This window comes from Sinorhizobium sp. Y406, from assembly GCF_058732025.1.
On sequence record NZ_CM178974.1, the window covers coordinates 3322294 to 3347500 of the forward strand.

Genomic DNA, 25207 nt, shown 5'->3' on the forward strand with positions numbered 1-25207 from the left:
TAAAGGAGACATGCAGTAGCGGCCGGGTATTCCATGGCGCTGGGACGCCGCAAGCTCCCTCCTATCCGGTGCCGGCTTCCTGCCGCGCCCATCAGGTCGCAACGGCGAGAGGATGAATAGGCGAACGGAAAGTTGCTTCACACGTTTCCCTCCTTCGTGCGATAGGGGGCCATGGCAAGCGAACCGCTTTACATCAATGAGACGATCGTGATCGCCGGCTGGGAGCTGACGGAGCAATTCGTGCTGGCCGGCGGCCCGGGTGGTCAGAACGTCAACAAGGTGTCGTCGGCCGTTCAGTTGTTCTTCGACGTCGCGGCGTCCCCGTCGTTGCCGGAGCGCATCAAGACGAACGCGCTGAAGCTTGCCGGCCGCCGCGCCTCTAAAGACGGCGTGCTGATGATCGAGGCCAATCGCTTCCGCAGCCAGGAGCGCAATCGCGAGGATGCCCGCGAAAGGCTGAAGGAACTTATAACGAAGGCGGCCGAGCCGCCGCCTCCGCCGCGCAAGAAGACAAAGCCGACGCGCGGGTCAGTCGAGAGACGGCTGAAAGAGAAATCCGGCCGCGCCGAGATCAAGAGGCTGCGTACGCGGCCGGAAGGCGACTGAGGCGCCGATGCTGTTTCGGGTGGTCGCGCGCGGCGCCGGGCGCTACTCCCCTTGAATTGTTTCCACACTTCGTCGTCTTTTGTGTCGAAGACGCGCGACAATCCAGTGCGACCCCGGGGTCGGGGCAATGCGACACGGTTCGTGCAAGACGCGCGCGTTGGTCCAGGCCCACAGGAGAGACCCCGATGCAGGTGCTGCCGAATGGCGTCAGGCATATTCCCGGCTTTCTCGACCGGAGCCGGCAGGAGCAACTGGTCGAAGCGATTCGCGACGTCGTCGCCGAAGCGCCGCTTTATGTGCCGCAAATGCCAAGGACAGGTAAGCCCCTGTCGGTGCGGATGACCAATTGCGGTGCGCTCGGCTGGGTGACGGATCGCCAAGGCGGCTATCGCTATCAGGAGAGACATCCGCTGACCGGACGCCCTTGGCCACCGATGCCGGACCAGCTCCTGGAGATCTGGCGCGCAGTTTCGGCAAGCGACAAGGCGCCCGAAGCCTGCCTCGTCAACTTCTATTCGGCCGACGCCCGCATGGGCCTGCACCAGGATCGGGACGAACTCGACCTCGAGACTGCGGTCGTGTCGATCTCGCTCGGCGACAGCTGCATTTTCCGGGTGGGTGGGACGAGCCGTGGCGGCCAGACCATGTCCTTCAGGCTCGAAAGCGGCGATGTCGTCGTGCTCGGCGGCGATGGCCGGCTCGCCTTCCATGGCGTCGACCGCATCCATCCGAATACTTCGACCTTGCTCAGGGACGGCGGCCGGCTGAACCTGACGCTGCGGCGGGTCAATCCTTGAGAAGCGGACGCCAAGTCCGCTGCCGAGATCACGTTTTTGGACGACTCAGGCCCCTCCTCAACCCCTCCTCACAAGGGGGAGGGGCCTCCCCAAGCCGCACCGCGCGTGCCCCATCTTGTGCTTCAGCGAAAGGCATAAAGAATTGAAGTTGCAGACGATTACCGCGAGCGCCAAGCCCCTCACCATTGTGGGGAGGGTATTTTCCGCAACACGTGGGAGGATTACCTTCGGGCGGCTCAGAGCTTCCTCAGCGCCACCGTTTCAGTGAGGTGATTGGGGCCCTTCTGCAGGATGAGGTCGGCGCGCGGTCGCGTCGGAAGGATGTTCTGGTGAAGGTTCTTCAGGTTGATGTTGTGCCAGAGCCCTTCTGCGATCGCCAAGGCCGCCTGCTCGCTGATCGTCGCATAGCGGTGGAAGAAGGATTGCGGGTTCTGGAAGGCCGTTTCGCGCAGGCGCATGAAGCGGCTCACATACCAGCTGTGGATGAGGCTTTCCTCAGCGTCGATATAGATGGAAAAATCGAAGAAGTCGGAAACCATCGGCACGATCTTGCCGTCGGCGGGCAGGTCGCGCGACTGCAGCACGTTGATCCCCTCGAAGATCAGGATGTCCGGCCGGTCGATGATCTGGAACTGGTCGGGAATGACGTCATAGGTCAGATGCGAATAGGTCGGCGCCATGACGTTCGGCCGTCCGGCCTTGATCGCGGAGAGGAAGCGAAGTAGCGCTCCGATGTCGTAGCTCTCCGGGAAGCCCTTGCGGTCCATCAGGCTTTCCCGCTGCAGGATCGCGTTGGGGTAGAGAAAGCCGTCGGTGGTGATGAGATCGACCTTGGGGCTCGACGGCCAGCGGGCGAGCAGTTCGGCAAGAATGCGGGCGGTCGTCGATTTGCCGACGGCGACGGAACCGGCAATACCGATGACGAACGGGGTCTTCGTTTCGTCCGACATGCTGAGGAAGCGCTTGCGTTGCTGAAACAGGATCTGCGACGCCTCGACATGGGCGGAAAGAAGCCGCGACAGCGACAGATAGATGCGGCGCACTTCGCCGAGATCGACCGGATCGTTGAGCGAGCGCAGCCGCTGTACCTCGTCGGCCGTCAGCGTCAGGGGCGTATCGGCGCGAAAGCGCGACCATTCCTCGGCGGAGAAGACGTGATAGGGCGAATACTCGCCCCCCTGTAGAATGCCCGGAATTTCCGCCGGCTCGGTATCGTTCGCGGCGATGCTCATGGATTCTGCCGGTTTGCCTTTTCCTGCAAGCCGGATTGCCCGGTCCGGCGCGCAAGTTCACTCATCACATCCTGCAACGGGACGGCGGCGATATTCAATACGACCATAAGATGATAGAGGAGATCGGCACTCTCATCGACGAGATTCTTGCGGTCGTCGGTCAACGCCGCGATGACCGTTTCGACCGCTTCTTCCCCGAGCTTCTTTGCCGCCTTTTGCTGGCCGGCGGCGACCAGTTTGGCGGTCCAGGAGTCCTCCGGCGCCGCCCTGGCGCGGGTCGCGACGATCCGTTCGAGGTCGGAGAGCGTGAATTCGGTCATGACGGGCTCCCTCTGGCTTGGTCGAGCCGCATGGCGACGCCGTGTTCGGCCATATAGTGCTTGGCTTCGCCGATGCTGTAGGTACCGAAGTGAAAGATGGACGCCGCAAGCACGGCGGTCGCGTGGCCGTCTCGTATGCCTTCGACGAGATGGTCGAGCGTGCCGACGCCGCCCGAGGCGATGACCGGCGCACGCACGGCGTCCGCAATCGCCCGCGTCAGCGGGATGTCGTAACCGGCCTTCGTACCGTCGCGATCCATCGACGTCAGGAGGATTTCGCCGGCGCCGAGATCGACGACCCTGCGCGCGAATTCGATCGCGTCGATGCCCGTCGGCTGACGACCGCCATGGGTAAAGATTTCCCAACGATCTTCCTCGTTTGGCGCCGAGACCTTTTTTGCGTCGATGGCGACGACGATGCACTGGTTGCCGAACTTGTCGGCGGCCTCGGCGACGAAATCCGGATTCTTCACCGCCGCCGTGTTGATCGATACCTTGTCGGCGCCGGCAAGCAGCAGCTTGCGGATATCGGCCACCTGGCGCACGCCGCCGCCGACGGTGAGCGGCATGAAGCATTGCTCGGCAGTGCGGGCGACGACGTCGAAGATCGTCTCGCGATTGTCCGACGAGGCGGTGATGTCGAGGAAGCAGAGCTCGTCGGCACCGGCCGCATCATAGGCTCTCGCCGCCTCGACCGGATCGCCGGCATCGATGAGGTCGACGAAATTGACACCCTTGACGACGCGGCCGTCCTTGACGTCGAGGCAGGGAATTACGCGGGCTTTCAAGGTCATGGGTTCATCCCTCTTCGCGCTTTGCGGATCAAGGCCAGCGCCTCCTTCGGGTCGATCCGCCCGTCGTAGAGGGCCCGCCCGGTGATCGCCCCTTCGAGCTTGTGCGCATCCGGCTCCGTCATCCGACGGATGTCGTCCATCGAGGCAAGACCGCCGGAGGCAATGACCGGAATGGAAACGGCGTTGGCGAGCTTGAGGGTCGAGTCCCAGTTGATGCCGGTCAGGATGCCGTCGCGATCGATATCCGTATAGACGATCGCCGCAACGCCTGCCCCCTCGAACTTCTTCGCCAGCTCGATCACGCCGAGTTCGGAGGCCTCCGCCCAGCCCTCGACGGCCACCTTGCCGCCCTTGGCATCGATGCCGACCGCAACCCGGCCCGGGAACTTGTGGCAGGCCTCGATCACCAGCGCGGGGTTGCGAACGGCAATCGTGCCGAGGATGACGCGGGCGAGCCCCCGCGAGAGCCAGTTCTCGATGTGGCCGAGCGTGCGGATGCCGCCGCCGAGCTGCACCGGATTGTGCGTGGCCCCGAGGATGGCATCGACCGCAGCGCCGTTCATCGTTTCTCCGGCAAAGGCGCCGTTCAGGTCCACGACATGCAGCCATTCGAAGCCTTGCTCCTCGAAGGTGCGCGCCTGGGCGGCCGGATCGGTGTTGTAGACGGTCGCCTGGTCCATGTCGCCGAGCTTCAGACGCACGCATTGGCCGTCTTTGAGGTCGATGGCGGGAAAGAGAATCATGAATTCGTCCGATCAGAAGGGGCGCAGGCGAAGCGTCACGGCTTCCAGCGCAGGAAGTTCGAGATGAGGGAGAGGCCGAGCGCCTGGCTCTTTTCCGGATGGAATTGCGCGCCCGCCTTGTTGCCGTTGGCAACGAAGGCCGTTACCGGTCCGCCATAGTCCGTGACGGCAACCACATCCGCCCCGCGCGCGGCGGCCAGGTGGTAGGAATGCACGAAATAGGCATGCAGACCGTTTGCGCCGGTCGGAATGCCTTCGAAGAGGGCATGCGGCCGGGTAAGCTGCAACGTGTTCCAGCCAATCTGCGGGATCTTCAGTGACGGATCGCCGGGCTGCATTTCGACGACATCGCCCGGGATCCAGCCGAAGCCTTGGGTGATCGTCTTTTCGAGCCCGCGCGAGGACATGAGCTGCATGCCGACGCAGATGCCGAGGAAGGGCCGCCCGGCCGTCTCGACCGCCTGCGTCAAAGCCTCCTCCATGCCGGTGACGGCTGCGAGGCCCCGGCGGCAATCCGCATAGGCGCCGACGCCCGGCAGCACAATGCGATCGGCCGAGGCGACCCGTTCCGGCCGGTTCGTCATGTCGATCTCCGCGGCAATGCCGGCTTCCCGTGCAGCCCGCTCGAAGGCCTTGGTGGCCGAGCGCAGGTTGCCCGATCCATAGTCAATGATGGCGACCCGCATCAGCGCTCTCCATAGGATTCGAAGAAGTCGGGCCCGGTGGAATTCCCCGTCCGTCTCCTGCCGGACCACTCGACAGACTGCAACGGCGTTGCTTTTTCGGGTTGACCGGTCGCGCTCGAATAATAGATCCGCTCCGCCGTCTCGAGGTCTTGCGCAGGAACGATCCTGCGCAGCGTCCAGTCTTTGGCCGAGAGCAGCCAAGCTACAACAAGCGGGCCCTCGAGTGAGACCAGCAGGCTAAGCGCAAGGTGCATGAGGAACGCGGGGACGAAGCCGCCGGGGAAGGTCGAGAGGGAGATTAACAGAACTTGCAAGACAGCAACCGGAATTCCGAGGAGCCATGCCCGCTTGGCGAACAGCCAGAGCGCGGGAAAGAAGAAGGCGGTCCAGGAAAAGCCGTCCGCGACGAAACGCGCCCTTTCGTCGTCGGCGGCGGCACCCGGCGGGGTCATGATGAGATAGGAGGCCATGGGTCTTCAAGCCAGTATTTAGCCGGCTCAGGCGAGCGTCCCCTTGGTCGAGGGAACGCGTCCAGCCTGGCGCGGGTCGATTTCGGTTGCCGTGCGAAGCGCGCGGGCGACGGATTTGAAGCAGGTCTCGGCGACGTGGTGGTTGTTTGCGCCGTAGATGTTCTGCACATGCAGCGTGATGCCGGCATTCTGGGCAAGCGCCTGGAAGAACTCGCGTACGAGCTCCGTGTCGAAGGTGCCGATCTTCGGCGACGAGAAAGGGACGTTCCAGACGAGGAACGGCCGTCCCGAGACATCGACGGCGGCGCGCGTCATCGTCTCGTCCATGGCGAGGTCGATCGAGGCGTAGCGCGCAATGCCGCGACGGTCGCCGAGCGCCTTGGCAATCGCCTGGCCGATGGCAATGCCCGTATCCTCGACGGTGTGGTGGTCGTCGACATGCAGGTCGCCCTCTGTGCTGATTTCCATGTCGATCAGCGAATGGCGTGCGAGCTGATCCAGCATATGATCGAAGAAGCCGATCCCGGTGGCGATCTTCGATAGGCCAGTTCCGTCGATATTGACGGAGACGGAGACGTCCGTTTCGTTCGTCTTTCGCGAAACCTGGCCGGTTCGGCTGGGCATGACGTCTGCCATCAGGCTCTCCTGTCTGCGCGCGACCTCGGAACTGCACCGAGGCAAGGGAGCGCTATTCAATACTTGCGGGTCGGAAAGCGGGGGTAAAGCGCTTACATAGTGCCCGTTCCGTCTTCTGCATGTCTTCTTCGATCGATCTCGATTCAAGGAAGAAACATGCAGCCAATCAAAGTGCTACAGCGACCTTTGCGCGTCTGACGAGAGGCGCGGCGGCTATAAGAGCCGCTCCATATCAGGCGGGACGCGAAATATCCAGAACTGCAACGGAAATTCGCTCGGTCCGGCCGGCAAGCGAAGCCACGGAGGTGATGACGGCAGCGGCGCATTTGCAATTGTGGCGAGCCGACTTACATAGGCGCCAAGCAACCAGGCTCGTGTCGGGCCGCAACGCCTCGGATCCGCGGGGCCCACAGGTAGTTTCTCATGAGCGAACACAATCCCTACGGAACGATGCACGCGACCACCATCATCACGGTTCGCAAGGGCGGCAAGGTGGTGATGGCCGGCGACGGCCAGGTCAGCCTTGGCCAGACGATCATGAAGGGCAATGCGCGCAAGGTCCGGCGTCTGTCGAAGGGCGACGTGATCGCCGGCTTCGCCGGCGCAACGGCGGATGCCTTCACGCTTCTCGAACGCCTCGAAGCCAAGCTTGAACAATATCCCGACCAGCTGATGCGCGCGGCCGTGGAACTGGCGAAGGATTGGCGCACCAACAAGTATCTGCGCAACCTCGAGGCCATGATGCTGGTTGCCGACAGGACGGTGACGCTGGCGATCACCGGCAATGGCGATGTGCTCGAGCCGGAGCACGGGACGATCGCCATCGGTTCCGGCGGGAATTACGCGCTTGCGGCCGCGCGCGCCCTGATGGACAGTGACAAGTCCGCGGAAGAGGTTGCCCGGCGTGCGCTGGAAATCGCCGGCGACATCTGTGTCTATACCAACCACAGCATCGTTGTGGAGACACTGGATGCCGACTGACCTGGCAGAGTTGAGTTTCGAGCCGGTGGCCGAGCGCCACCTGCCGATGCTCCTTCCCTGGCTGTCGGAGCCGCATGTCCGCCAATGGTGGGGCAACCCGGATGTGGAACTCGGATCGATCCGCGACGGTTGCGAGAGTGGCGACATCGATGGTTTCATCTTCCATGTCGCAGGTGAGCCGGCCGGATACATCCAATCCTGGATGCCCTCGCAATATGACGAGGAACCCTGGGCAAAGGAATTGTCGGCCGACACGCCCGGCGTCGACATTCTCGTCGGCCCGCCCGAAATGACCGGCAAGGGCGTCGCAGCGCTCGCGCTCCGATCCTTCGCGGCAAGGCTGTTCGAGAAGGGTGCCAGGCGGATCGTCATCGATCCGGATGCCGGCAATCACCGCGCGGTCAGAGCCTATACGAAGGCTGGTTTCGTGCCCTTCGGCGAATGGATAGACGAGTCCGGCCGGACACTCCTGATGGAGCTGACGCGGACCGAGTTTGAGAGGAATTGATGACCAACTTTTCACCCAGAGAAATCGTGTCGGAGCTCGACCGCTACATCATCGGCCAGAAGGACGCGAAGCGCGCGGTGGCGATCGCCCTGCGCAACCGCTGGCGCCGTCAGCAGCTCAGCGATGAGCTGCGCGACGAAGTCATGCCGAAGAATATCCTGATGATCGGCCCGACCGGCGTCGGCAAGACGGAGATTTCCCGTCGCCTCGCCAAGCTCGCCGGCGCTCCTTTTATCAAGGTGGAGGCCACCAAGTTCACCGAAGTCGGTTATGTCGGTCGCGACGTCGAGCAGATCGTGCGCGATCTTGTGGAGGTCGGCATCGCGCTCGTGCGCGAGAAGAAGCGCGCCGAGGTGAAGACCAAGGCGCATCAGAATGCGGAAGAGCGGGTGCTGGATGCACTCGTCGGCGCGACGGCTTCTCCGGCAACGCGCGAGTCCTTCCGCAAGAAGCTGCGCGCCAACGAGCTCGACGACAAGGAGATCGAGATCGACATCGCCGAAGCGGGCATGCCGGGCACGTTGGAAATCCCGGGCATGCCGGGTGCCAATATCGGCGTATTGAACCTATCGGAAATGTTCGGCAAGGCGCTCGGCGGCAGGACGAAGAAGGTCAAGACGACGGTCAAGGAGTCCTACGGGATTCTGATCAACGACGAGTCCGACAAGCTGCTCGACAACGAACAGATTCAGCGCGAGGCGGTTGCCGCCGCCGAAAACGACGGCATCGTCTTCCTCGACGAGGTCGACAAGATCGCGGCCCGCGAGGGCGGCTTCGGCGCCGGCGTTTCACGCGAAGGGGTCCAGCGGGACCTGCTGCCGCTGGTCGAAGGCACGACGGTCGCGACGAAATACGGGCCGGTGAAGACGGACCATATCCTCTTCATCGCGTCCGGCGCCTTCCATGTGTCGAAACCGTCGGATCTGCTGCCTGAGCTGCAGGGCCGTCTGCCGATCCGGGTCGAACTGCGCGCTTTGACCAAGGAGGACTTCCGCCGCATCCTGACGGAGACAGAGGCCAGTCTCATCCGCCAGTACAAGGCGCTGCTCGAGACGGAGGGCGTGGTCCTGGACTTCACCGAGGATGCGATCGATGCGCTCGCGGAAGTCGCCGTCCAGCTGAACGCCAACGTCGAGAATATCGGCGCCCGGCGACTGCAGACGGTGATGGAGCGCGTCCTCGACGACATCTCCTTCGACGCGCCGGATCGCAGCGGGCATACGATGATGATCGATGCGGAATATGTCCGAAAACACGTGGGCGACCTTGCCGCCAATACCGACCTGTCGCGCTACATCCTGTGACCTTTCTGCCGGTTTTCAGGGAAAAGCCGCGCATCGCTCGATCGTACAGGCGCCCGTCACTCGACAGGCGCCTCCATTTTTTCTAGAGCGGAGGCGATCAGCTGAAACGGGCATGATTCCGACATGATTCTGCCTTACGGGCCCGCGCCGACCCGGATCGGGTCCGTCCGGGAAAGAAGTTCACAGGAATACAGATGGTGCGTCTCACCGCTTGTCTTTTCGTCATCGCCACGCTCTGCCTCGCCGTCGCCAGACCGGCTGCGGCCGAGATCCGCATGGTGCCCGAGGGCAACCGGCACGCCGAGCAGCCGAACGTTCCCGGCGCCTCCGTTCGCCGCACCAAGGCCGGCCGAACTTCTTTCGACGCAAAATACGAGAAGGTGCGCGATCTCCTCGCATCCGACCGCATCCTGATTGCCAAGATCAAACAGGTTTCGGCCGCCTACGGCATAGAGCCTATTCACATGATTGGTGCCATCGTCGGCGAGCACACTTATAATGTCGACGCCTATGATCGCCTCCAGGCCTACTACGTCAAGGCGGCCGCCTATGCCGGCAACAGCTTTCGCTTCGGCTACAACGACGAGTCGGTCGGGGAATTCGTCCAGCGCCCGCAATTCCATTCCTGCGCAGGCGAGAAGACGTCCTACGCTCTGTGGAACTGCCGCGAGCGGGTGTGGGAACGCGAGTTCCGTGGCCGCGTCGTCGGAGGCAAGGCCTTCCCGAACAATCGCTTCGGCGCGGTGTTCTTCCAGCCCTTCTTTGCCGGCCAGACCTTCGGCCTCGGTCAAATCAATCCGCTGACGGCGTTGATGATGACGGATATGGTGTCACGCATCTCCGGCTATTCCCGGCTCGACGAAAACAATGCGGCCGGCGTCTATGCAGCAATCATGGATCCCGACGTCTCGCTCGCCTACATGGCCGCGACCATCCGCCATTCCATCGACGCCTATCGCACCATCGCCGGCGTGGATATCTCCAACAATCCGGGGATCACGGCAACGCTCTACAATGTTGGCAATCCTGATCGGCGGGCCGCTGCGCTTGCGGCAAGGAATGCGGGCGGCGAGATCTACTGGCCGGAGGAAAACTACTACGGCTGGCTCGTCAACGACCGGCGCGCGGAGCTCGAAGCGCTGCTCTGAACCGGCCGGCGCGATCGGCGTGCTTCACGTGAAACCTGCCCTTGATTGCGCTGCCAAAAGCTGAAACGCTGTTGCATGAGATCAGCAAAGGCACCTCGTCATGGACACGCGACCGGAGCCCTTCGAACCGCCCGCGCCCGTCCCGCGGACCGGCATTCCTTCGCGGCTGCAGATCATCCGCACCGTGCTTCGAAACCCGCTCGAGCTCTGGGGCGAACCATCCTACACGCTGCCCTGGATCGAGACGAAATTCATTAATCAGCGCACGCTGATCGTCAACGATCCCGGCCTCATCCGCTATATCCTCGTCGAGAACGCCGCCAATTATGAAATGTCGGAAGTGCGGCGGCTGATCCTGCGGCCGATCCTGCGCGACGGGCTCCTGACGGCGGAAGGGGAGGTCTGGAGGCGGTCGCGCAAGGCCATGGCGCCGGTCTTCACGCCGCGCCACGCCAACGGCTTTGCCGGCCAGATGCTGCGGGTCTGCGATGCCTTCGTCGAGCGCTACCAGCGCGCCGCGTCGGAGCCCTTCGTCAGCAATATCGCCGTCGACATGACGGAGCTCACGTTCGAGATCCTCGCCGAGACACTTTTTTCCGGCGAGATCGCCGTCGCGAAGGAGGGTTTCGCCGCCAATGTCGAAGAATTGCTGCAGCGGATGGGCCGTGTCGATCCGATGGACCTCCTCGTTGCTCCTAAATGGGTGCCGCGGCTGACCCGGATCGGTGGGCGCAAGGTGCTCGACCGCTTCCGCGGCGTCGTCTCCGAAACGATGGCGCAGCGTCGGCGGCGGATGGCGGAGGAGCCGGAAAGGGTCCCGAACGATTTCCTGACGCTGCTTTTACAGCTCGAAGGTCCGGAAGGGCTTTCGACCGACGAGATCGAGGACAATATCCTGACCTTCATCGGCGCCGGCCATGAGACGACGGCTCGCGCGCTCGCCTGGTGTCTCTATTGCATCGCCAATACGCCGGACTATCGCGAGGTCATGGAGCGGGAGATCGATGCGGTGCTCGCAAGCGGAGCCGATCCCGTCGATTGGCTTGGGCGCATGCCGCACGTGCTCGCCGCCTTCGAGGAGGCGCTTAGGCTCTATCCGCCGGCACCGTCGATCAACCGCGCCGCAATCGAGGAGGACGAGTGGACCTCGCCCGAGGGCGAGCATGTAGCGATCCGCAAGGGCATCTCGGTGCTTATCATGCCCTGGACGCTGCACCGTCACGCGCTTTACTGGAAAAAGCCCCGCGCATTCATGCCCGAGCGCTTCCTTCCGGAAAATCGCGAGAAGATCAACCGCTTCCAATACCTGCCATTCGGAGCGGGACCGCGCGTCTGCATCGGTGCGACCTTCGCGCTGCAGGAGGCGATCATCGCCCTTGCCGTGCTCATGCGCCGCTTCCGCTTCGATCCGACCGCGGCGACCGATCCCTGGCCGGTGCAGCGGCTGACGACCCAGCCGAAAGGCGGCCTGCCGATGCAGGTGTCGCTTCGCGCGAGATAATCCCCGCGTACCTGCGACGGCGGATGTCCATCACGCGATGGCCAATTCCGGCAATTTGTCCTATCACCGGCGATCTCTTTACTTCCGGGAATGTCCCCGCTCTCAACATGGACTGAGCAGAAATTGACCGCGCATCTCCTTCTCGGCATCGACACCGGCGGCACCTATACCGATGCCGTTCTCTTCAGCGAAGCAACGGGCGTAATCGCCAAGGCCAAGGCGCTGACGACCCGGCATGATCTTTCCGTCGGCATATCCGGAGCGGTCGAGGCCGTTCTGCAAAAGGCGCAGGTGCCGGTTTCGGCGATCAGCCTCGTCTCGCTTTCGACGACGCTGGCAACCAACGCCCTGGTGGAGGGCCAAGGCGGCCGCGCCGGCCTCATCATGATCGGTTTCGGGCCGGAAGACCTGAAACGCGATGGCCTGATCGAGGCGCTCGGCTCGGATCCGGTTCTGTTTCTGCCGGGTGGTCACAATGTCCATGGCGGTGAGACGCCGCTCGACATGCGCGCACTTGACGAGGCGCTGCCGGAACTCGGGCGGCAGGTATCGTCCTTTGCGATCGCGGGCTATTTCGCCGTGCGCAACCCGGACCACGAGAAGCGGGTGCGCGAGCGCATCCGCGAGGTCTCGCACCTGCCGGTGACCTGCAGTCACGAACTGTCCTCGAAGCTCGGCGGCCCGCGCCGGGCGCTGACGACGCTGCTCAACGCGCGCCTCGTCTCGATGATCGATCGGCTGATCGGCTCCTGCGAGGATTTCCTGAAGGGCCGCGGCATCGACGTGCCGATGATGGTGGTGCGCGGCGATGGCGCCCTCATTTCCGCCGCCGAAGCGAGGCTGCGGCCGATCGAGACGATTCTCTCCGGCCCGGCGGCGAGCCTGGTCGGCGCCAGGCATTTGACCGGTCTCGAAAACGCCGTCGTTTCCGACATCGGCGGCACGACGACCGATGTCGCCGTTCTCGAGGGGGGCCGTCCGCGGCTCGATGCGGACGGTGCCGTCGTTGGCGGCTTCCGCACCATGGTCGAGGCGGTTGCCATGCGAACCTTCGGGCTCGGCGGCGATTCGGAAGTGCGAATCGACGATCGCGGCCTGAAAGCAAAATTCGAGCTTGGGCCCCGCCGTTTCCTGCCCTTGAGCCTCGCCGCCCATCTCCATGGCGAGGCGGTTCTCTCCGTGCTGGAGAAACAATTGCGCTCGCCCCATGCCGGCCGCCATGACGGCCGCTTTGCCGTGCGCACGGGCCTGCCCGATCATCTGGCAAGCGGCCTCCAGCCGCAGGAACAAGCGCTTTACGATCGGATCCGGCTGGTGCCGGTGGCGCTCGCCGACCTGCTCGTCACCACGGCGCAGCGGGCTACCCTTGACCGGCTTGTCGCACGCGGGCTGGTGCATATCTCCGGCCTGACGCCATCCGATGCCATGCATGTGCTCGGGCGCCAGTCGCAATGGAACGCCGAGGCCGCCCGTCTCGGTCTCGAGCTTGCCGCGCGCGGCAGGGACGGATCGGGCCAGCCGATCGCGACCTCGGCCAAGTTGCTCGCCGAAATGGTCGTGGACCGGCTGACGCGGCAGTCCTCGGAGGTGATCCTGCAGGCCTGTCTTCATGAGGACGGGGCCGGGGCGATTGATCCGGCCGCGTCGCTTGCCGTCGACCGGGCGTTGAAGCGCGAGCCGGGCATCGTCCGCTTCTCGATCGGCCTCGACCGGCCGCTTGTCGGGCTTGGCGCCTCGGCCCCCGTCTATTATCCGGTCATCGCCGACATGCTCGGCACCGCGGCCTCGATTCCGGGGGAGGCCGATGTGGCGAATGCGGTGGGCGCCGTGGTCGGCCAGGTGCGCGCCACCGTGACCGTCTTCGTCACGACACCGGAGGAAGGTATCTTCGTCGTCAACGGCGCGGGCATCAGCGAGCGATTCCTCAAACAGGAGCACGCGTTCGACGTTGCCCGCCTCCGCGCCGAGACGATGGCGCTGGAAACGGCGCGGGCAAACGGCGCAGAGCAGCCGGTGGCAACGCTGCATGAAGAAATCGATGCGCCCGAAATCGAGGGCGGACGCAAACTGATGGAGGCCCGATTCATCGCCTCCGCCAGCGGTCGGCCTCGAATCGCGCATTTCTGACTATTTCCGTTCGCGAAAAGTTAAGACCGCTGTAACTCTTTGACTCTGCGCACGGAGTTTCCGAAACCGAGCGCGATCTTCGGGTCGATGCGCTTGAACTTTTGCAGAATTGACAGCGGATGATTTGATGAGAGACTGCGCCCGCTTGCATGGCGGGTGTGCGCGGTCATTTTCCGCATGTATTCTGTTTCAAGATTCGAGCTTGGTGATTGAAATTCGGGAGTTGCGGCATGGATCGCGTTGAGAAATTTGGTTTGAACATCGATGCCGGACTGCACCGCTTTCTGGTCGAGGAGGCGATGCCGGGCACTGGCATCGAGGCCGAGCAGTTCTTTTCGGCCCTGTCGGCGCTCATGCACGATCTCGCGCCGAAGACCCGGGCGCTTCTCGCCCGGCGCGATGACCTGCAGGCAAGGCTCGATGCCTGGTATCGCGAGCACGGCGCTCCTGTCGACCTGGACGGTTATGAGGCCTTCCTCAGGGAGATCGGCTATCTCCTGCCCGAAGGACCGGATTTCTCCATCTCGACCGCCAATGTCGATCCCGAGATCGCAACCATCGCCGGGCCGCAACTCGTCGTGCCGGTGATGAACGCCCGCTACGCCCTGAACGCCGCCAATGCCCGGTGGGGCTCGCTCTACGACGCCCTCTACGGCACCGACGCGGTTCCCGAGACGAATGGCGCCGAGCGCGGCGAGAGCTACAATCCGGTCCGAGGCGAAAGGGTCATCGCCTGGGTTCGCGATTTTCTCGACGCCAGCGTTCCGCTGGCCGAGGGCCGTTGGAGCGGAGTGAGCGGGCTTGCAATCGAGGGCGCGGCGCTGGCGGTGACGCTGACGAACGGCACCAGAACCGTTCTCCGGAATCCGGCTCAATTCGCCGGTCATGCCGGCGCTGCGGATGCTCCGTCCGAGGTCGTGCTTTCCCGCAACAACCTGCACGTCGTAATCGTTCTCGATGAGAAGACGGCGATCGGCAAGGCGGATCCGGCGCGTATCTCGGATGTCGTTCTCGAATCGGCGATGACCGCGATCATGGATTGTGAGGATTCCGTTGCCGCCGTCGATGCCGAGGACAAGGTCGTCGTCTACCGCAACTGGCTCGGATTGATGAAGGGCGATCTCGAGGAAGAGGTCGCCAAGGGGGGGCGGATTTTCACGCGCAGGCTCAACCCCGATCGGGTCTATACGAGCCCGGACGGCGCGGCGCTGACGCTGCCTGGCCGGTCGCTGATGCTGGTGCGCAATGTCGGTCACCTGATGACCAACCCGGCAATCCTCGACCGCGACGGCCGCGAGGTCCCCGAGGGCCTCATGGACGCAATGATCACGGCGCTGATCGCACTGCACGACATCGGCCCTAACGGCCGTCGGGCGAATTCGCGTGCCGGGTCGATGTATGTCGTCAAGCCGAAGATGCACGGGCCGGACGAAGTGGCCTTCGCCTGCGAGATCTTCGCGCGCGTCGAGGCGGCGCTCGGGCTTGCGGCCAATACGATGAAGATGGGCATCATGGACGAGGAGCGGCGCACCACCGTCAATCTCAAGGAGTGCATCCGCGCGGCCCGCGGACGCGTCGTCTTCATCAATACGGGCTTCCTGGACCGCACCGGTGACGAGATCCATACCTCGATGGAAGCCGGGCCGATGATCCGCAAGGGGGACATGAAGCAAGCGGCCTGGATTGCCGCCTACGAGAACTGGAACGTCGACATCGGCCTTGAATGCGGACTGTCCGGACGCGCACAGATCGGCAAGGGCATGTGGGCCATGCCGGACCTGATGGCGGCGATGCTCGAACAGAAGATCGCCCATCCAAAGGCGGGCGCCAATACGGCCTGGGTCCCCTCTCCGACGGCTGCGACCCTGCATGCGACCCACTACCATCGCGTCGATGTCGCAGCGGTGCAGGCGGGCCTCAAGAGCCGACCGCGCGCCAAGCTCGCGGACATCCTTTCGGTGCCGGTGGCGGTGCGGCCGAACTGGACCGAGGAGGAGATCCAGCGCGAACTCGACAACAATGCGCAGGGTATCCTTGGCTATGTGGTTCGCTGGATCGATCAGGGCGTCGGCTGCTCGAAGGTGCCGGATATCAACGATATCGGCCTGATGGAGGATCGCGCGACCTTGCGCATTTCCTCCCAGCACATGGCGAACTGGCTGCGTCACGGCATCGTCAGCGAGACGCAGATCGTCGAAACGATGAAGCGCATGGCGGCGATCGTCGACCGGCAGAATGCCGGCGATCCGAGCTACCAGCCGATGGCCGGCCGCTTCGACGAATCGATCGCCTTCCAGGCGGCCCTCGACCTCGTGCTCAAGGGGTGTGAACAGCCGAACGGCTATACCGAACCGGTGCTCCACCGCCGGCGGCTGGAGTTGAAGGCGAAGCAGGCGGGGTGAGCGCCGCGTCCTACGCTTACGAGCAGGAGAAGACCCTTCCCAAACCCTTCCCACAAGAGGGAGGGGCTCGGCACTCGCGGCGCTCGCTTGCCCATTTCAGCCCTTCCGACTCACGCAAGGGTTGAGTACGTTGTAGTGAATGCATGGCTCGGTAAGCCCCTCCCCCCTTTGGGGAGGGGACTTCCGGCGCTATTCCACGCAAGCGAATGAAAAGGCCGCCGGCATCGACCAGCGGCCTCTTTCGATAGACGGATGTTCCAGCGTTACTGCTGCACGACGACGCGCGCGCCGCGGCCCGGGCGAACCCGTGCATAGAGATCGATGATGTCCTGGTTCATCAGCCGGATGCAGCCGGACGACGCAGCGGTACCGATCGAAGACCATTCCGGCGTGCCGTGCAGGCGGAAGAGCGTGTCGCGGCCTTCCTGATTGAAGAGATAGAGCGCTCGGGCGCCGAGCGGATTGCTGAGACCCGGGCCCATGCCTTCCTCGACATATTTGGCGACTTCCGGCTTGCGCTCGGCCATCTCCTTCGGCGGATGCCAGGTCGGCCATTCCTGCTTCCAGGCGACATAGGCCTCGCCTTCCCAGGCGAAGCCGGCCTTGCCGACGCCGATGCCGTAGCGCACCGCCTTGCCGCCCGGCAGTACGTAGTAGAGGAAGCGATTCGGCGTGTTGACGACGATGGTGCCGGGGCGCTCCTTCGTCTGGTACTCGACGATCTGACGATGGAAGCGCTTGTCCAGTCGGTCGATCGGGATTGCCGGCAAGGGATAGCCGTGGTCCTCAACCGCGCCGTAATTGGTCGTAAAGATTTGATTCGTCGCCAGCTTTTCGCCCTCGGTGGAGGAGTCGGCGGTGGACGTCGTTTGAGAGCAGCCGGCGATGAGGACCGTCGCAGTCAGACTGCACAGAAGGAGAGCGTTGCGGAAGCGCATGAGGGTCTCGTAAAAGGAAGGTGAGGAAGTGCGGGGGAGGGTGCCCGGCCGTCAGCTTATTTGCGATTGCATGGCGCTTAGCAAGGGACGGAGGTGCCGCAATTCGGCCGCGAAGTGTAAATTCCGCGACGATTGCTTTTTTGCAACAAGCGGCCGGAGCGGCGCCCTGCGCCGAAGTCGAACGATGACGATTCTATCGATCCATGGCGACAATCCGCTCGCCGACGGGCGCCAGTCGGAGCGGGCATTGAAAGTGCGCCGCGGCGTTCAGCGCCTGCTTGCCGAGATGCGCCATGCCGTGTTGCCGGAACTCACGCTTGCGAGCGGCCGGCGGGCGGACCTCATATCGCTGTCGGCGAAGGGCGAGATCTGGATCGTCGAGATCAAGACTTCGATCGAGGATTTTCGCGTCGACCGCAAATGGCCGGACTACCGGCTGCATTGCGACCGGTTGTTCTTTGCGACTCATGCAGAGGTGCCGCTCGACATCTTTCCGGAGGAATGCGGACTCATCCTTTCCGACGGCTACGAAGCGCATATGTTGCGCGACGCCCCGGAACATCGCATTGCCGCTGCAACGCGAAAATCGGTAGTCCAAGGCTTTGCCCGGGCGGCGGCACAGCGCCTGATGCTGGCCGAATGGGCGGCTGAGAGAAACGGCGAATTCGGCGAGTCGATAGGCGATATCCTCGCCGGCAGCCGTGATGCGGAGTCCTGATTACTTTGGCGCCCGCTTCGCCAGGATGCGCTGCAGCGTGCGGCGGTGCATGTTGAGCCGTCGCGCGGTTTCCGAGACATTGCGTTCGCACATCTCGTAGACCCGCTGGATGTGCTCCCAGCGCACACGGTCGGCGGACATCGGATTTTCCGGCGGCTCCACCCGTTCGCCGGAACGCTGCACAAGGGCGGCGAAGATGTCGTCGGCGTCGGCGGGCTTCGAGAGATAGTCGACCGCCCCGAGCTTCACCGCGTTCACCGCCGTGGCGATATTGCCGTAGCCGGTCAGCATGATCATTCGCGTGTCGTCGCGGCGTCCCCGGATCGCCTCGATCACGTCGAGTCCGCTGCCGTCGCCGAGCCTCAGGTCGATGACCGCATGTTTCGGCGGATGCGTCTTTGCCTTGGCGATGCCTTCGGCAACCGATTCGGCGATCTCGACCGTGAAGCCGCGCGCCTCCATGGCGCGCGCGAGTCGCCGCAGGAACGGCCCGTCGTCATCGACGATCAGGAGCGTCCTGTCGGGCCCGATCAGTTCGGCATCCGACTGCGTACTTTGTCCAGCCGCTGATTTATCCGTCATCCTTCAACCCTCGAGCCCTACAATTCCGTTGAAATTACGTGGGTTTTTCTCCGCTGTCTTCAATAATCCGCCACGATTCATTTCGCCAGTTTCGTATCCATCAATGCGCGCGGCCATTCGACGCTGACGCGGGCGCCCGGATTGCCGTTCTCGAATCGCAGCCGGGCGCCGGATCGCTCGAGCAGCGTCTTGGCGATGAAAAGCCCGAGCCCGAGCCCGCCGGCGCTGTCTTCCTTCTGTCGCCGGGTGACGTAGGGCTCGCCGATCCGTGCCAGGATGTCCGGTGCGAAACCATCGCCATCGTCCTCGATCGTCACCCTCACGCGCTCGGCCGTGTGCTCGACCGTAACGGTCACGGCCTTGCGAGCGTAATCGACGGCGTTTTCCAGAAGGTTTCCGAGACCATAGAGGATGCCTGCATTGCGGGTGCCTACGGGTTCGCCGGCACGGTCGCCCTTCTCAACGAGCTTGATTTCGATCCCGAATTCGCGGTGCGGCGCCATCACCTCCTCGATCAGCGAGGAGAGCGGCAGGAGCCGCATGTGCTCCTCGCTTTCGGACGAGAGCGTCGTCAGGCGCTTCAGGATATCGCGGCAGCGCTCGCTTTGGCTGCGCAGCAGATGGACGTCCTCGCCGAAACGCGGGTCGTCGCCAAGCTCCCGTTCCATTTCCTTGGCGACGACACTGATCGTCGCGAGCGGCGTCCCGAGCTCATGGGCGGCGGCGGCGGCGAGGCCGTCGAGCTGCGACAGGTGCTTTTCGCGCTGGAGCACGAGTTCGGTGGCCGTCAGCGCTTCGGATAGCTCGCTGGCCTCGAGCGAAACGCGATAGGTGTAAAAGGCGGCGAAGGCCGTCATCGAGACGATCGCGAACCAGATGCCGACCGTCAGCACGCTCGGCATCAGCAAAACGGTTCCGGGATACCACGGCAGTGGGAAGGGGGAAAAGGCAAGGGCCGTGATACCCATGACCGCAAAGCCCGCCAGTACGATACTGTGTGGCTTCGGCTGCGAGGCCGACGAGATGATCACCGGCACGCAAAGAAGCGGGGCGAAGGGATTGGCAAGTCCGCCGGTGATGAAGAGCAGCGCCGTCAGTTGCGCCAGGTCGAGGCCGAGCAGCACGAAGGCGGCCGGCGCCGTCAGCCGGTGCGTCGGCGGATAGCGCACCGTCAGAAACGCATTGAGCAGCGCCAGGCTTGCGATCAGAGCCGAACAGGAAACGAGCGGCAGCGGAAATTGCAGCCAGAGCGCCGTGACGATCACGGCCACGGATTGACCGCCAACCGCGAGCCACCGCAGCCGCACGAGCGTCTGCAGCCGCAGGCTGCGATTGCCGTTGAGATTGTCGAGTGCCATTGCCGCCATGCCGGTCCTTTCGCGCTGCGGCTCAAGTCTATCGCCAGATCGGCACGATAGACCAGCCCTCGCGCATCGGCCCGAAAACCGGAGCCGATTTTCGGAAAGCGCCATGCGCAGATTCAAGGAGTCAGCGAGCTTTGCGAGCACGGCGCTGTATAGCAGGTTCAGCAAACTGTCCCGTGAATATCCGCCCGGTAGCTGCTCTACGTCCCACGCGGTTTCGCCCGCGTCGTCGGCGCGGCATTGGCGGGATCTTCCGGCCAGGGGTGTTTTGGGTAGCGCCCACGCATGTCCGCGCGCACGTCCTTCCAGGAGCCGGCCCAGAAGCCCGGCAGGTCGCGGGTGGTCTGGATCGGGCGGTGGCCGGGTGAGACCAGCTCGAGAAGCAGCGGCAGCCGCCCGTCGCCGATCGTCGGATGCGTCTTTAGCCCAAAGAGCTCCTGCACGCGGATCGACAGGAGCGGCTCGTCTCCGTCGTAGCGGATGGGATGCCGCTGTCCCGTCGGCGCCTCGAAATGCGTCGGTGCGAACCGCGCGAGATCGCGCTGGAGATCGTAAGGAACGAGGGAGAGAAGGCCTTCGGCCAGATCGCCACCCCGGATGCCGTCGATGCCGCCGGCCTCCCCCTGATAGGGCGCAAACCACTCGTCGAGGCGCTCGAGGAGTGCCGTATCGGACATGTCGGGCCAAGGCTCGCCGAGCGAGCGATGCAGGAAGCCGATGCGGTGGCGCAGCTGCGCCACGTCCTTCGGAAAGGGTACCGCAGCGAGCCCCAATTGCCTTACGCCATCCGCGAGCGCCCTTGCGGCCGCCTCGCCGCTCGGCCGGGGCAGAGGTGTCTCCTCGAAGATGATGGCGCCCAGCCGCGTCACCCGGCGGGCCCGCACCTGCCGGCTCGTCCAGTCGAAGAAGCTCTGCTCCTCGCGGACGATTGCTCCGGGCATATGCGCCTCGACGTCCCCCCGGTTGATCTCCGCGGCAGCAAGGACGCGCTGCGCGCCCGCCCGTCCCGTCAGATCGGCGATAACCAGCATTTCGGCCGCTGCCAGTCTTTCGGTTGCCGGCACTTCTGCGCCCCGCCCATTGGCCATCACGAAGCGGCCGCGGCCGCCACGCTGAAGCGCAATGCGATCGGGAAAGGCGTGCATCAGCAGCGGCCCCGGCAGGGCACGCGAAGCATCGGTTCCTGCTCCGCAGAGATCCGCAGCCATACGTCTGGCGAGTCGGCGCGCGGCCTCGGCCCTTTCGCCGCGATCGCTTCGAAAGCGCCGCAGCCGCTCCTCGATGTCGAGACTGTTGCCGCCGAGGCCCTGCTCCGTCAGCATCACGGCGATGAGGCAGGCTTCCGATGCCTGGCCCTCCTCGGCGGCCGAGGCCGCCATGGCGGCGAGCCGCACGGGCAGGGCGAGGTCGCGGACCTTGCGGCCCCTCGGCGTCAGCGCGCCCTGGGCATCGAGCGCGCCGAGTTCGACCAGAAGGCTGCGTGCCTCGCGCAAGGTCGTCTCCGGCGGCGGGTCGATGAAGGAAAGCGACGAAGGATCGGCTACGCCCCAATGGGCGAGATCGAGCAGCAGGCCGGAAAGGTCGCTTGAGAGAATCTGCGGCGGCGTGAAGGCTGCGAGCGCTGCCGTCTGCCCGGCGTGCCACAGCCGGATCGCGATGCCCGGCTCGGTTCGCCCGGCGCGTCCGGCGCGCTGGTCGGCGGAGGCGCGCGAAACGCGAACGGTTTCCAGCCGCGTGATTCCCGTCGAGGCTTCGAATACGGGCAGCCGCTGCAAGCCGCTGTCTACGACGATGCGCACGCCGTCGATGGTGATCGAGGTCTCGGCAATCGATGTCGCGAGCACGATCTTACGGGTGCCCGGCAGTGCCGGCCGGATCGCCGCATCCTGTTCCTTCTGGCTGAGATTGCCGAAAAGCGGCACGACCAGGGTGTTCTCGCTGAAGCGCCCGGAAAGACGTTCCGCCGTGCGGGCAATCTCGGCCTGGCCGGGGAGAAAAGCGAGGATCGAACCGGCTTCGGCGCGGTGCGCCGTGGTGATCGTGCGCACCACTGTATCCTCGACGCTTTCGGACAGGTTCCTGGTTTCGTGGCGGATTTCCACCGGAAAGCTGCGGCCCTCGCTCTTGAGCACCGGGGCGTTGCCGAGCAGTTTCGAAACGCGCTCCACGTCAAGCGTCGCCGACATGACGATGATCCTCAGGTCGTCGCGCAAGGCCGACTGCACGTCGAGGGCCAAGGCGAGACCGAAGTCGGCGTCTAGCGATCGCTCATGGAATTCGTCGAAAAGAACGGCTGACACGCCGGAAAGCTCGGGGTCGTCCAGGATCATGCGGGTGAAGACGCCTTCGGTCACCACCTCGATCCGCGTTTTTGCGGAAATGCGGTTGTCGAGCCGCATGCGATAGCCGACGGTCTCGCCAGGCTTTTCGCCGAGGAGTTCGGCCATGCGGCTCGCCGCGGCCCGCGCCGCAAGGCGGCGGGGCTCGAGCAGGATGATCTTGCCGTTCTTCACCCCGGGCTGGTCAAGGAGGAAGAGCGGCACCAGGGTCGTCTTGCCGGCGCCGGGAGGCGCCGAGAGCACGGCCGAACCCGCCTGATCGAGCGCCTCGGCGAGCGCAGGCAGAATATCGAGAACCGGAAGGGGCGGAAGCGGTCGCATCAGCCGTCCACCTCGCGTCCGATCTCGATGACCGGTCCGCCGGCGGCCTCCGCGTCGGCACGGTCGTGGGTGACGAGAACGGCCGGCAAGCCGGAAGCGCGCGCCTTGGAAAAGACGAGGTCGCGGGTTTGCTGGCGAAGGGCCATGTCGAGTTTCGAGAAGGGCTCGTCGAGCAGCAGGAAACGCGGCGCCGAGATGAGCACGCGCTGCAGGGCAACGCGGGCCTTTTCGCCACCTGAGAGCGTTTCCGGATCGCGATCGAAGAAGCCGGAGAGCCCGACCTCGTCCAGTGCCTGCTCGGCCAGTTCTCGTCGTGCCCGGCGGCCTCTGATCGATTGCGGGATGGCGAAGAGGATGTTGCCGCCGACCGACAAGTGGGGAAAGAGCAGCGGATCCTGGAACAGGATGCCTGCATGGCGCCGGTCGGCCGCAAGCCTGGTCAGATCCTCGTCGCCGATAACGATCTGTCCGCTGGCCACGAATGCCGGATCGAGAAAACCGCCGGCAAAAGCCAGCAAAGTGGATTTGCCCGACCCGGAGGGGCCCATCACGGTCAGGATCTCGCCCGGCATCACCGTCGCTGAGAGCGCAAGCAGCGTCCGCCCTGCGAGCCGGATCCGAACATCCGACAGCATCAGCGATTTCGACCTGGTTGCCGGGATTGTGTTGGCGATGTCCTGCATTCACGTCCTCATGGCGCGCCGGTTGCGAAATAGCAACTGCGGCCCGAGCGACGCAACGAGAAATGCGAGGAAGGGCAGAAGCGCCTGGACAAGCGCATAGACGCCGATGACCCGCCGGTCGCCGCCGGAGGCCAGCGCGACCGACTCGGTCGCGATTGTCGTCAACCTTCCCGCGCCGATGAGCAGCGTCGGCAGATAAAGGCTGACCGATACCGAAAAGCCGACGGCAAAGGCCGTGAGGCAGGCCCGCAAGAGCATCGGCAGGCGGACCGTGATCAGGATCCGCAAGGGGGACTTGCCGAAGCCGGCGGCAATCCGCTCGAAGCGCGGGTCGAGTGCGCGCCACGGCGACGAGAGCGACAGCAGCACGTAAGGCAGCACGAACAGAAAGTGCGCCGCAAGCACCGTCGGGAAGACAGGCTTGAAGCCGGCGGCGACGATGAGAATTTGCAGGCCGAAGATGAAACTGATCTCCGGCAGCAGCAAGGGAAGGTAGAGCGATTTGTAGGCTATTGCTTTGCCGCCCCCTCCTGCGGTGCCGTTTCGGTTGAGAAGCATGATGGCAACGAGCAGCGCGAGCGAGGCCGCCGAGATCGCAAGCGCGAGCGTGGTGCGAAGCGGCGGCCCGAGTTGCGGCAGGCTGCGCACCCAGGTCTGGGGCGTGAAATGCGTCGGGAAACTATTTGGGAAGGGCCAGAGGCCCGCGATCGACCAGAGGCCGAGAGCAGCAAGCCCCAAAAAGATGAGAACGGCTGAGGCCGCCATTGCGATCGCCGACGCCAGCCGCAAAGGGGTATCGTTTCGAATACGTCGACCGGATGCGATCACCCGGGTAAGCGCGATCTTGCCGAACCGCTCGATCAGGAACCACGATGCGATCGCGACCGCAACGACGGCAAGCTGCAGCAGGGCGGCAGCCGAAGCGAGAAAGCGCGCGCTCAGCTCGTGATCAGCCGTCCAGAGGGCGATGCGCACCGGCAAGGTGGCCGGCAGTTGCGGCCCGAGAATGATGGCGACGTCTACCACCGAAACGGAATAGACGAGTACCGCAAACACGGCGAGCCGGATCTGCCGGTAGAGCGCGGGCCAGAGGGTGACGAAGAACCCGCTTACATGACCATGGCCTAGCGCCGCGGTCAGTTGCCGCGACTGGCGAAGCGGTAGCTGCGGCAGGGCAGCGAGTGCGACCAGAAAGAGAAAGGGAATTTCCTTCGCGACAAGCCCCGCGATCATCGAGAGCGCGAGCGGATCGTTCGGCACCAGCCATTGCGGCGGCCGGGCGAAGCCCGTCAGCTCTGGCGAGACCAGCCGGGGCAGAAGGCCCGAGGGCGCGATGAGGAAGGCAAGCGCAAAGGCGACGGCGGCGTGCGGAACCGCTAGCAGTGGCGAAACCAGGTGCTGGATGCGCGAAAAGGCCGGCGTGCCGGCGAAGCCGGCCAGGAAGGTCCCGACGATCGCAACCGAAATCGATGTCGTCGCCAGGCCGGCGGCAAGCCCCGTAAGCGTCGAGCGCAGGATATGCGGTTGCCTGGCTAGCTCGGCAAAATGGTCGAGCGTGAACCGGGATTCCCCGAGCGCAGGAAGATAGCCGAACGCTGGCAGTGCAATTCCCGCCATACCGGCAAGAACCGGTAGTCCGAGAATGAGGACGAGCAATCGGTTCGCGTTGAAGAGAGTGCGGGCACCCGTCTCAGTTGGCAGCGCCATAACGCCGGATCCATGCGGCCTCGATGTGCGTCATCCAGCTCGGATGCGGTTCGTCGAGCGCGGGTCCGAGCTCATTGGGCTTGAGCGTTGCCACGCCCAGATCGAGGCCTTCGAAGGCCGATCGGTCTCCTGCCGGAAGTTTATCCAGCGAAAGAACCGTCGGATCGCCCCAGACTTTCGGATCCTGCTTGCGCAATTGCGCCTCCGGCGAGAGCAGAAAATTCGCGAAAAGCAACGCGCCCGCCTTCGCCGTTGCATTGTAGGGAATAGCGAGGAAATGCGTATTGCCGAGCGTACCGC

24 protein-coding genes (1 of these 24 cut by a window edge) are annotated in these 25207 nt (G+C 64.2%); 10 read left to right on the top strand and 14 right to left on the bottom strand.

Annotation, left to right across the window (positions count from 1 at the left end):
- Window positions 1-171: 171 nt before the first annotated feature.
- Together arfB and AC4P1R_RS15615 are read left to right on the top strand one after the other, a co-directional pair.
- Window positions 172-606 (top strand): alternative ribosome rescue aminoacyl-tRNA hydrolase ArfB, encoded by a 435-nt coding sequence (arfB, locus tag AC4P1R_RS15610; protein WP_069458922.1) that lies wholly within the window; start codon window positions 172-174, stop codon window positions 604-606.
- 185 nt (window positions 607-791) lie between these two features.
- Window positions 792-1403 carry an alpha-ketoglutarate-dependent dioxygenase AlkB gene (locus AC4P1R_RS15615; RefSeq protein WP_069458923.1) on the top strand — a complete coding sequence of 204 codons (612 nt, stop codon included), beginning with the start codon at window positions 792-794 and terminating at the stop codon, window positions 1401-1403.
- Between the two features lie 236 nt (window positions 1404-1639).
- Here AC4P1R_RS15615 and coaA read toward each other — a convergent pair whose 3' ends face one another.
- From coaA to hisB, 7 genes are read right to left on the bottom strand one after another with little or no spacing between them, the layout of a single operon-like run.
- Entirely contained in the window at window positions 1640-2635 is a 996-nt protein-coding gene (coaA, locus tag AC4P1R_RS15620) for a type I pantothenate kinase (protein WP_069458924.1), read from the bottom strand.
- Window positions 2632-2955 carry a phosphoribosyl-ATP diphosphatase gene (locus AC4P1R_RS15625; RefSeq protein ID WP_069458925.1) on the bottom strand — a complete coding sequence of 108 codons (324 nt, stop codon included), beginning with the start codon at window positions 2953-2955 and terminating at the stop codon, window positions 2632-2634. The genes coaA and AC4P1R_RS15625 overlap by 4 nt, the downstream gene beginning before the upstream one ends.
- The gene (gene hisF / locus AC4P1R_RS15630) at window positions 2952-3749 is read right to left on the bottom strand and encodes an imidazole glycerol phosphate synthase subunit HisF (protein WP_069458926.1); all 798 of its coding nucleotides are present in this window, start codon (window positions 3747-3749) and stop codon (window positions 2952-2954) included. The genes AC4P1R_RS15625 and hisF overlap by 4 nt, the downstream gene beginning before the upstream one ends.
- Complete coding sequence (gene hisA, locus AC4P1R_RS15635) at window positions 3746-4492, bottom strand: 1-(5-phosphoribosyl)-5-[(5-phosphoribosylamino)methylideneamino]imidazole-4-carboxamide isomerase (RefSeq protein WP_069458927.1); 747 nt, start codon at window positions 4490-4492, stop codon at window positions 3746-3748. Before hisA ends, hisF begins: the two co-directional genes overlap by 4 nt.
- A gap of 35 nt (window positions 4493-4527) precedes the next feature.
- The gene (gene hisH / locus AC4P1R_RS15640) at window positions 4528-5178 is read right to left on the bottom strand and encodes an imidazole glycerol phosphate synthase subunit HisH (RefSeq protein ID WP_225192302.1); all 651 of its coding nucleotides are present in this window, start codon (window positions 5176-5178) and stop codon (window positions 4528-4530) included.
- Window positions 5178-5648, bottom strand: a complete 471-nt coding sequence (locus AC4P1R_RS15645; protein ID WP_069458929.1) for a DUF2628 domain-containing protein — start codon at window positions 5646-5648, stop codon at window positions 5178-5180. The genes hisH and AC4P1R_RS15645 overlap by 1 nt, the downstream gene beginning before the upstream one ends.
- Window positions 5649-5675: 27 nt before the next feature.
- The gene (gene hisB / locus AC4P1R_RS15650; RefSeq protein ID WP_069458930.1) at window positions 5676-6284 is read right to left on the bottom strand and encodes an imidazoleglycerol-phosphate dehydratase HisB; all 609 of its coding nucleotides are present in this window, start codon (window positions 6282-6284) and stop codon (window positions 5676-5678) included.
- 423 nt (window positions 6285-6707) lie between these two features.
- Between hisB and hslV the strand changes: the two genes are divergently transcribed.
- The 7 genes from hslV (at window position 6708) to AC4P1R_RS15685 (ending at window position 16255) form a co-directional block, all read left to right on the top strand.
- A complete protein-coding gene (hslV, locus tag AC4P1R_RS15655) occupies window positions 6708-7265 on the top strand; it encodes an ATP-dependent protease subunit HslV (protein WP_069458931.1) in 558 nt (185 codons plus the stop codon).
- On the top strand, window positions 7255-7773 hold the full coding sequence (locus AC4P1R_RS15660; RefSeq protein ID WP_492177177.1) for a GNAT family N-acetyltransferase: 519 nt from the start codon (window positions 7255-7257) through the stop codon (window positions 7771-7773). Before hslV ends, AC4P1R_RS15660 begins: the two co-directional genes overlap by 11 nt.
- The gene (hslU, locus tag AC4P1R_RS15665) at window positions 7773-9077 is read left to right on the top strand and encodes an ATP-dependent protease ATPase subunit HslU (protein WP_069458933.1); all 1305 of its coding nucleotides are present in this window, start codon (window positions 7773-7775) and stop codon (window positions 9075-9077) included. The genes AC4P1R_RS15660 and hslU overlap by 1 nt, the downstream gene beginning before the upstream one ends.
- Window positions 9078-9274: 197 nt before the next feature.
- Window positions 9275-10225, top strand: a complete 951-nt coding sequence (locus tag AC4P1R_RS15670) for a DUF1402 family protein (protein WP_151612004.1) — start codon at window positions 9275-9277, stop codon at window positions 10223-10225.
- Between the two features lie 100 nt (window positions 10226-10325).
- Window positions 10326-11726: a cytochrome P450 gene (locus AC4P1R_RS15675; RefSeq protein WP_069458935.1), complete on the top strand. Its 1401-nt coding sequence runs from the start codon at window positions 10326-10328 to the stop codon at window positions 11724-11726.
- A gap of 123 nt (window positions 11727-11849) precedes the next feature.
- A complete protein-coding gene (locus AC4P1R_RS15680) occupies window positions 11850-13853 on the top strand; it encodes a hydantoinase/oxoprolinase N-terminal domain-containing protein (protein WP_069458936.1) in 2004 nt (667 codons plus the stop codon).
- A gap of 230 nt (window positions 13854-14083) precedes the next feature.
- Window positions 14084-16255: a malate synthase G gene (locus tag AC4P1R_RS15685; RefSeq protein WP_492177178.1), complete on the top strand. Its 2172-nt coding sequence runs from the start codon at window positions 14084-14086 to the stop codon at window positions 16253-16255.
- A 263-nt stretch (window positions 16256-16518) separates the two neighbouring features.
- Here AC4P1R_RS15685 and AC4P1R_RS15690 read toward each other — a convergent pair whose 3' ends face one another.
- Window positions 16519-17193 (bottom strand): L,D-transpeptidase, encoded by a 675-nt coding sequence (locus tag AC4P1R_RS15690; protein WP_069458938.1) that lies wholly within the window; start codon window positions 17191-17193, stop codon window positions 16519-16521.
- Between the two features lie 184 nt (window positions 17194-17377).
- Here AC4P1R_RS15690 and AC4P1R_RS15695 point away from each other — a divergent pair, with 184 nt between their 5' ends.
- Window positions 17378-17911, top strand: coding sequence for an MmcB family DNA repair protein (locus AC4P1R_RS15695; protein ID WP_069458939.1), 534 nt, complete (start codon window positions 17378-17380; stop codon window positions 17909-17911).
- Here the strand turns inward: AC4P1R_RS15695 and AC4P1R_RS15700 are convergent, their stop codons facing one another.
- The 6 genes from AC4P1R_RS15700 to AC4P1R_RS15725 all read right to left on the bottom strand — a co-directional run.
- Entirely contained in the window at window positions 17912-18493 is a 582-nt protein-coding gene (locus tag AC4P1R_RS15700) for an ActR/PrrA/RegA family redox response regulator transcription factor (RefSeq protein ID WP_069458940.1), read from the bottom strand.
- Between the two features lie 77 nt (window positions 18494-18570).
- Window positions 18571-19860 (bottom strand): ActS/PrrB/RegB family redox-sensitive histidine kinase, encoded by a 1290-nt coding sequence (locus tag AC4P1R_RS15705; RefSeq protein WP_069458941.1) that lies wholly within the window; start codon window positions 19858-19860, stop codon window positions 18571-18573.
- Window positions 19861-20057: 197 nt separating this feature from the next.
- Window positions 20058-22517, bottom strand: a complete 2460-nt coding sequence (gene hrpB / locus AC4P1R_RS15710; protein ID WP_492177179.1) for an ATP-dependent helicase HrpB — start codon at window positions 22515-22517, stop codon at window positions 20058-20060.
- A complete protein-coding gene (locus AC4P1R_RS15715) occupies window positions 22517-23200 on the bottom strand; it encodes an ATP-binding cassette domain-containing protein (protein ID WP_069458943.1) in 684 nt (227 codons plus the stop codon). Before AC4P1R_RS15715 ends, hrpB begins: the two co-directional genes overlap by 1 nt.
- Complete coding sequence (locus tag AC4P1R_RS15720; protein ID WP_069458944.1) at window positions 23201-24907, bottom strand: ABC transporter permease; 1707 nt, start codon at window positions 24905-24907, stop codon at window positions 23201-23203. It lies immediately after the preceding gene.
- Window positions 24891-25207, bottom strand: the final stretch of a protein-coding gene (locus tag AC4P1R_RS15725) for an ABC transporter substrate-binding protein (protein ID WP_492177180.1). It continues 910 nt past the right edge of the window; only the last 317 of its 1227 coding nucleotides appear in the window; the start codon falls outside the window, past its right edge; the stop codon is at window positions 24891-24893. The genes AC4P1R_RS15720 and AC4P1R_RS15725 overlap by 17 nt, the downstream gene beginning before the upstream one ends.